Genomic DNA, 7,849 nt, shown 5'->3' on the forward strand with positions numbered 1-7,849 from the left:
CTGACGCCCCGCCTGGCGGTCAACGCCGCGGCCTACGACACCGACGAGCCGATGACCGACGGCCGCACCCGCGCCCACCGCGTGATCCCCACCGCCAGCATCGACGGCGGGTTGCGCTTCGAGCGCGATTCGACCTGGTTCGGCACCCGCTTCGTGCAGACGCTGGAGCCGCGCCTGCACTACCTGAACACGCCCACGCATGGCCAGGATGCGCTGCCGCTGTTCGACACCGCAGCCAGTGACTTCAACTCGCTGTCCATCTACGCCGACAACGAGTTCACCGGCATTGACCGCGTCAGCGACGCGCACCAGATCACGCTGGGCGCCAGCACCCGCTGGATAGAACCGGACACCGGCGTCGAGCGCTTCAGCCTGGGCGCCGCGCAGCGCTTCCAGTTCCGCGACCAGAAACTGACGGCCGATGGCCAGGCCAGCGACAACCATGTCTCGGACCTGTTGGTGTTCGCCGCCGGCCGGCTGGGGCAGGACTGGCGGACCGACACCACGCTGCAGTACAACCCCGACCTCGGCCGCACGGTGCGCTCCATCATCTCGATGCGCTACAACCCGGCGCCGTTCCACACGCTGGCCGGCACCTATCGCTACTCGCGCGGCCTGAGCGAGCAGTTCGAGCTCGGCTACCAATGGCCGCTGTTCAGCGGCAAGGGTGCGCAAACTGCGGATGGCAGCTGCCAGGGCACGCTGTATGGTGTGGGCCGCGTCAACTACAGCCTGAAGGACCACCGCACCACCGATTCCATCGTCGGCCTCGAATACGACGCAGGCTGCTGGATCGCACGGGTGGTGGCGGAGCGTGTCTCCACCGGCCAGTCCGAAGCCACCAAGCGGCTGATGATCCAGCTGGAGCTGGTCGGCCTGTCCCGCCTGGGCAGCAACCCGCTGCAGGTCCTGAAGGACAATATCCCCGGTTACCGGCTGCTGCGTGATGACAACGCAGCGCCACCGTCCACGGTGAATCCATGATGTCTTCCTCGCGTTCCCTCTTCCGCCTGCTGCCGCTGATGGCTGCGCTGGCCTTTCCTCACCTGGGTGCGATGGCCCAGCGCGTGGGCACCAAGCCTGCACCGGTGATTCCCGCACCCCGCACCGCGGACTACATCGTGGCCGTGGTCAACAACGAATTGGTGACCCAGGTCGAGGTTGAGCAGCGCATCGCCAGGGCCAAGGAAGAGGCAGGGCGCTCTGGCGCCAAGCTGCCGGACGACGCCGCGCTGCGCAAGGAAGTGGTCGAACAGCTGATCGACGAGCGGGTGATGATCACCAATGCCCGCGACAGTGGCGCCAAGGTTGACGACGCCGAGCTGGACCGCGCGGTCGACAACATCGCCAGTGCCAACAAGATGACCGTGCCGCAGCTGCGCGAGCGGCTCAAGGCCGACGGCATGGACTACACGCGTTTTCGCGCCAACCTGCGCGACCAGATCCTGGCCGAGCGCAGCCGCGAGCGCGAGGTGAACTCGCGCGTGAAGATCACCGACGCCGAGGTCGACGCCTACCTGGCCGAGCAGCGTGCCGCCAAGGCCACGCGCAACGAGATCAACCTCGCGCAAATCCTGCTGACCCTGCCGGAAAATCCCAGCGAGGCCCAGGTGGCCGAAGTCCAGGCCCGCATGAAGACGGTGCAGGGCCGGCTCCAGAGCGGCGAGCCGTTTGAACTGGTCGCCAAGGCGGTTTCGGAAGACAACAACAAGGAGCGCGGTGGCGAGATCGGCTCGCGCCCGACCGACAGGTTGCCGGACCTGTTTGTTGCCGCGGTGAAGGACCTGCCGGTTGGCGCGGTCACGCCGCAGCCGCTGCGCAGCCCGGCCGGGTTCCACTTGCTGAAGGTGCTCTCGCGCGCCAGTGCGGACGTCAACACCGTCACCCAAACCCGTGCCCGCCACATCCTGCTGCGGCCGTCCGAACAACTTTCCCAGGACGCCGCGCAGCGCCGGCTGGCCGATTTCCGCGCCCAGATCCTCAGTGGCAAGCGCAGCTTCGAGGACCTGGCCAAGGCCTACTCGGAAGACGGCAGCGCCTCGCGTGGCGGCGACCTGGGCTGGGCTGCGGCCGGCACCTTCGTGCCCGAGTTCGAGATCACGATGAACGCGCTGCAGCCAGGCGGCATTTCCACACCCATCGTCTCGCGCTACGGCGTGCATCTGATCCAGGTGATGGAGCGCCGCGAGATCCCCATCGACCCCATCAAGGCGCGTGAGCAGGCCCGTGCCGCGCTGCGCGAAAAGAAGTTCGACGCGGCTTACGCCGAATGGATCGACGACCTGCGCGCCAAGGCCTTCATCGAGATGCGCGAGCCGCCGCTGTGAGCCGTGCTTTCAAGCGGGTCGAGCGCCGGGCCGCTCCCAAGCTGGCCGCTTGCTGGCGTGACTTGTCCCCCGGACAAGTCACGTCCGCGCTCGCCCCCGTGGGGGATCGGCTGACGTACCCGTCGGACGAGGGGCTGTCATGAAGCACTTGGCGCGCAAGCGCTTTGGGCAGCACTTCCTGACCGATGCTGGATTGATCGACGACATCGTGCGCGCGATCGATCCGAAGCCGGGCCAGCCGGTGGTCGAGATCGGCCCTGGCCTGGGCGCCTTGACGCTGCCGCTGCGCGAGCGCTGCCCGGCCTTCACCGTCATCGAGCTGGACCGCGACCTGGCCGCCCGCCTGCGCAAGCAGGAAGGCCTCAGCGTGATCGAGTCCGACGTGTTGAAGGTCGACTTCAGCGCGCTGGCCGGCGAACTGGGCGGCAAGCTGCGCGTGGTCGGCAACCTGCCCTACAACATCTCCACGCCCATCCTGTTCCACCTGCTCGAACACGTGCAGCATGTGGAAGACCAGCATTTCATGCTGCAGAAGGAAGTCGTCGACCGCATGGCCGCCGGCCCCGGCAGCAAGACCTACGGCCGGCTCTCGGTGATGCTGCAGTGGCGCTACGACATCGAGTCCCTGCTCGACGTCCCGCCCGAAAGTTTCGACCCGCCACCGCAGGTCGATTCGGCGGTCGTCCGCATGATCCCGCTGCCGCAACCCGCCACGCTGGACCTGCCCCGCTTCGGCGCCATGGTGCAAGCTGCCTTCTCCCAGCGCCGCAAACTGTTGCGCCACGCACTCGGCCGCTGGCTGGATGAACAAGGCTTTGAAGGCACGTTCGACATGCAACGTCGCGCCGAAGAAGTCCCTGTGGCCGAATTCGTTGCGCTGGCGCAGTCGCTGCCGCCGCGCTGATCTCAACGCAGACGCACCAATGCAAACGGCCCGCATTCGCGGGCCGTTTGCATTCACCAACCGTCAAGGCCGCAGAGCGCAGCCGGCGCCTGGCCGCCCCTAGGCGGCTGCGCAACCCGCTTGGCGGGCGGCTCGGCGTATCCGCCGAGCCGGGTGCACCACACTCCGGGGCCAGCGCCGGGCCGCTGCCACGCGGCCCCGCTACCCGCTCGGCGGGTGGCCTCAGGTGTCCCTGAGGCCGGGTGCACAACTCAAGCGGCGTTCTGCCACATGGCGGTGTCGAAGGCGCTGCTCATCATCGGCATGTTCATGCCGAAGCTGGGGTTGCTGCCTGCTTTTGTACTGGCCTTGCTGGCCGGTTTTTCGGGGGCCGTTTCCGCAGCCCGCTCCCATGACCCGTTTTCTTGGGAGCGGGCTACTGAAAAGAATAGAAACATCTGAACGGGATTTTCCGCTCGGCCCAGAAGTCGGCCGCGTCTCGGAAGACGTCCAGAAGCTGTTCTCGGGATTCGCGGTCGAAACGCGAGTTATCCGGCAACTGTTCCAACACGACGACAAAGCCGGGCTGCTGGCCCGATTTGTGCACCAGGTCGGTCATGCAGTCATACAGCGCGTCCAGGTTCTTCCCGAAATGCTGGGGGAACAAGAACGAGGTGGCAATGCCCTCGAGCACGTCCTGCTTGGACTGGGCTTCAGTCAGATTGGCGAACAGGAAGTGCTGGCCCGATTCCTGGGCCGCGCGCATCAGGTCATCCACCCGATAAGCGCGTATCGCCTGCACGATGTTGGGACGGACGGTCTGCAAAAGCATGGTCGCGTTCCTCCTTGGTCAAAGAAATCCAGATCCCGAAATGGCGTTCACGGCACCAGGCGGCGAAAGCTGGCGTAGTGGTCGTCGGTATAGAAACAGGCTTCAGGCTGTTGCGGTTGACGACCGCCGCACACCAAACGCCTTGCCCCACGATTCTTTGCATGGGGCGTGGGCACGGTGTACTCGCGGTAGTAGCCTCGCGCCTGAGGCGGCAGCCTGCGTTCCCGGTTGCCGAAGGCCACGCCATCCTTGTCGAAAGGAAACGGACCGCCGGCACGCACCAGGCGTTCGGTTTGCTGCGCCTCGGGCGGCAGGCTGGCCAGCGACACCGTGCCGAGCGACTCGGCGGTGACGACCATCGGTTCCCGCGCAAGGGCTGCGCCGGACCCTGCCAGTTGGACCACGGCGGCCATTCCCAGCACTGCTGCCACACCGAAGGAGCTGAGGCCACGACGCACAAAATCAAACTTTTGGCGCCAGGACCGCTCCATCGGCGTTGTTGACAGCCGACCAAGAAAAACCACGGGTTTGCCCTGAAGAATCAAACCGCGATCCTATCTGATTGGCACAAATACCACAAGTCCACTGCCCGAAAAGCGTGCAGTGGACGGGTATTGAAGTAACCGCTTACTTGTTCTTCTGCCGCTGGCCTGGATGCGCGGTTTTGGTGCCGGTTGGTGGGCGCTCAGCGCCCGGCGTTGGCGTCCGCCACGGTCAGCGCGGTCATGTTGACGATGCGGCGAACCGTGGCCGAAGGCGTCAGGATGTGCACCGGCTTGGCCGCGCCCAGCAGCACCGGGCCGATGGCAATGCCACCGCCGGCGGCGGTCTTCAGCAGGTTGTAGCTGATGTTCGCGGCGTCGATGTTGGGCAGCACCAGCAGGTTGGCTTCGCCCTTGAGCGTGCTGCGCGGCATCAGCTCGGCGCGGTAAGCGGTGTCCAGCGCCACGTCGCCGTGCATCTCGCCATCGATCTCCAGCCAGGGCGCCTGGGCCTGCACCAGCGCCAGTGTGTCGCGCATCTTGATGGCGGACGGCTGGTTGCTGGAGCCGAAGTTCGAGTGCGAGAGCAGCGCGGCCTTGGGCTGGATGCCAAAGCGCAGCATTTCCTCGGCCGCCATGATGGTGATCTCGGCCAGCTGTTCGGCGGTCGGGTCGTAGTTGACGTGGGTGTCGACCAGGAACAGCTGGCGGTTCGGCAGCACCAGGCCGTTCATGCAGGCGTAGGTCTTGACGCCAGGGCGGCGGCCGATCACCTGCTCGATGTGGTTCAGGTGCAGTGCGGTCGAGCCCCAGGTGCCGCAGATCAGGCCGTCCACCTCGCCCTTGTGCAGCAGCATGCTGCTGATCAGCGTCAGGCGGCGGCGCATCTCGATCTTGGCCAGCTGCTCGGTCACGCCCTTGCGGTCCATCATCTGGTGATAGGTCTGCCAGAAGTCGCGGTAGCGGCGGTCGTCGTCGGTGTTGACGATCTCGTAGTCGCGGCCTTCTTCGAGGCGCAGGCCCAGCTTCTTGATGCGGGCTGTGATGATGTTCGGCCGGCCGACCAGCACCGGCCGCGCCAGGCCTTCGTCGACCACCACCTGCACCGCGCGCAGCACGCGCCGGTCCTCGGCTTCGGCGTAGGCCACACGGTTGGCCTTGGCCTTTTTCGCGACCGAGAAGATCGGCTTCATCATCGTGCCGGAGGCATAGACGAAGGTGTGCAGCTTCTCGCGGTAGGCCACCATGTCGGTGATGGGTCGGGTGGCCACGCCCGACAGTTGCGCCGCCTCCGCCACGGCGGGTGCGATCTGCGTCATCAGCCGCGGGTCGAAAGGCTTGGGGATCAGGTATTCCGGGCCGAAGCTGAGGTTGATGCCGGCGTAGGCTGCGGCGACCACGTCGTGCTGCTCGGCCTGGGCCAGCTCGGCGATCGCGCGCACCGCGGCGATTTCCATCTCGTCATTGATGGTGCTGGCGCCGCAGTCCAGCGCGCCGCGGAAGATGTACGGGAAGCACAGGACGTTGTTGACCTGGTTCGGGTAGTCGGTGCGGCCGGTGGCCATCACCGCATCGTCGCGCACCGCCTTGACCTCTTCGGGCATGATCTCCGGCGTCGGATTGGCCAGCGCGAAGATCAGCGGCTTGGGGGCCATGGCGGCGACCATCGCCGGCTTGAGCACGCCGCCGGCCGACAGGCCCAGGAAGATGTCCGCGCCTTCGATGGCCTCCGACAAGTGGCGCTGCGAGGTTTCCTGCGCAAACTCGGCCTTGTCCGGGTCCATCAGCTCGACCCGGCCCTTGTAGACCACGCCGGCCAGGTCGGTCAGCCAGATGTTTTCCTTGGGCAGGCCCATCTTGACCAGCAGGCCGATGCAGGCCAGCGCCGCGGCGCCAGCGCCGGAGGACACCAGCTTGACCTGCTTGATGCTCTTGCCGACGACCTTCAGGCCGTTCAGCAGCGCCGCACCGACGACGATGGCCGTGCCGTGCTGGTCGTCATGGAAGACCGGAATCTTCATGCGCTCGCGCAGCTTGCGCTCGACGTAGAAGCAGTCCGGTGCCTTGATGTCTTCGAGGTTCACGCCGCCAAAGGTCGGCTCCAGCGCAGCAATCACGTCGACCAGCTTGTCCAGGTCGTTCTCGGCGATCTCCAGGTCGAAGACGTCGATGCCGGCGAACTTCTTGAACAGCACCCCCTTGCCTTCCATCACCGGCTTGGAAGCCAGCGGGCCGATGTTGCCCAGGCCCAGCACCGCAGTACCGTTGGACACCACCGCGACCAGGTTGCCGCGCGAGGTGTAGCGGAAGGCATTCGCCGGGTCTTCGACGATCTCTTCACAGGCGGCGGCCACGCCGGGCGAGTAGGCCAGCGCCAAGTCGTGCTGGTTGATCAGCTGCTTGGTGGCAGTGACAGCGATCTTGCCCGGCGTCGGGAACTCGTGATACTCCAGCGCCGCACGGCGCAGTTCGGCTTTTCGTTCTTCGGCTGTCGGCATCGCAAAGTGTCCTTTTCATTCCCAACCCCGGGGTCGGCGATTGTAGGAGCCGCAAGTGAACGGCGGGGCGGGGGCGCAGTGTGCGCGCGCCGGCGGGCATGGCGCATGCGAGGAACTGCTTACCGGGCGCCTCTGCCCAGCGCAGATACTTCGGCCCCGTTCCCTGCACGATCATGCGCCCGCGAGACCCCACGCCGATGAGGATGGACACCCCCGCCGACGCGCCCCGGCTGCGCCGCGGCATGCGCTGGCTGCTGTGGGGTGCGCTGGTGGTGCTGCTGCTGGTCGCGCAGTCGCTGCTGGTGATGCTGACGCTGCGCTACGAGGAAGCCCGAACCCAGGACGAGACCGATGCGGTCGCCACCTCGGCGGCCATCGAGATGCGGCGCGTGCTGCTGCGCAGCCAGCAAAGCGTGCAGTCGTTGCTGTGGAACGAGCCGGACGAGCGCCAGTGGCGGCTGGACGCCACCGAGATGCTGCGCCAGCGCCGCGAGGTGCTGCGGCTGGAGCGGCGCGACCTGGAGCTGCGCGTCCAGCTCGCACTGGACGGCAGGCCCGAGCTCTCGCTGTTCACCGTGATCGGCCGCAGCGAGCTGGAGGTCGAGCTGCAGGCTGCCTGCGCCACCGCCCGCCGCAGCAGCGCGCCGGCCTATTCGCGCTCGTACTTCGTGCCCCAGCCCAGCGGCCTCGGCCTGGAGGTGCTGGACCTGTGCATGCCGATCACGCAATCGGGCCACCTGGTCGGCTTCATGGTGGCCACGCTGGGTCTGGCAGCCATGCTGGACGACACGGTGCGCCAGGCCGAAGTCGGCCGGCACGAGCTGTCG

7 protein-coding genes and 1 pseudogene are annotated in these 7,849 nt (G+C 66.6%); 5 read left to right on the top strand and 3 right to left on the bottom strand.

Going from position 1 to position 7,849, the window contains the following annotated elements; all coding sequences use genetic code 11:
• The 4 genes from FKP22_RS14900 to FKP22_RS32080 all read left to right on the top strand — a co-directional run.
• On the top strand, positions 1 to 984 hold a 984-nt coding region (locus FKP22_RS14900; protein ID WP_141288259.1), incomplete at its 5' end, for an LPS-assembly protein LptD.
• Entirely contained in the window at positions 981 to 2,327 is a 1,347-nt protein-coding gene (locus FKP22_RS14905; RefSeq protein ID WP_141288260.1) for a peptidylprolyl isomerase, read from the top strand. The genes FKP22_RS14900 and FKP22_RS14905, both read left to right, overlap by 4 nt.
• Positions 2,328 to 2,466: 139 nt before the next feature.
• Positions 2,467 to 3,231 (top strand): 16S rRNA (adenine(1518)-N(6)/adenine(1519)-N(6))-dimethyltransferase RsmA, encoded by a 765-nt coding sequence (rsmA, locus tag FKP22_RS14910; RefSeq protein ID WP_141288261.1) that lies wholly within the window; start codon positions 2,467 to 2,469, stop codon positions 3,229 to 3,231.
• A 270-nt stretch (positions 3,232 to 3,501) separates the two neighbouring features.
• On the top strand, positions 3,502 to 3,672 hold the full coding sequence (locus FKP22_RS32080) for a hypothetical protein (protein WP_170200914.1): 171 nt from the start codon (positions 3,502 to 3,504) through the stop codon (positions 3,670 to 3,672).
• Here the strand turns inward: FKP22_RS32080 and FKP22_RS14915 are convergent.
• From FKP22_RS14915 to FKP22_RS14925, 3 genes are all read right to left on the bottom strand, one after another.
• Positions 3,647 to 4,042 (bottom strand): barstar family protein, encoded by a 396-nt coding sequence (locus tag FKP22_RS14915; protein WP_141288262.1) that lies wholly within the window; start codon positions 4,040 to 4,042, stop codon positions 3,647 to 3,649. The two genes, FKP22_RS32080 and FKP22_RS14915, sit on opposite strands and share 26 nt — an antisense overlap.
• Positions 4,043 to 4,089: 47 nt before the next feature.
• Positions 4,090 to 4,533: a guanyl-specific ribonuclease gene (locus FKP22_RS14920; protein ID WP_375140583.1), complete on the bottom strand. Its 444-nt coding sequence runs from the start codon at positions 4,531 to 4,533 to the stop codon at positions 4,090 to 4,092.
• Between the two features lie 194 nt (positions 4,534 to 4,727).
• The gene (locus FKP22_RS14925; protein ID WP_141288263.1) at positions 4,728 to 7,022 is read right to left on the bottom strand and encodes an NADP-dependent malic enzyme; all 2,295 of its coding nucleotides are present in this window, start codon (positions 7,020 to 7,022) and stop codon (positions 4,728 to 4,730) included.
• A gap of 203 nt (positions 7,023 to 7,225) precedes the next feature.
• Between FKP22_RS14925 and FKP22_RS14930 the strand changes: the two are divergent.
• Positions 7,226 to 7,849, top strand: a pseudogene (locus tag FKP22_RS14930) (PAS domain-containing sensor histidine kinase); the annotation flags it as partial.

Origin of the sequence: Ideonella azotifigens, from assembly GCF_006519715.1 — a bacterium.
GTDB lineage: Bacteria > Pseudomonadota > Gammaproteobacteria > Burkholderiales > Burkholderiaceae_C > Ideonella > Ideonella azotifigens.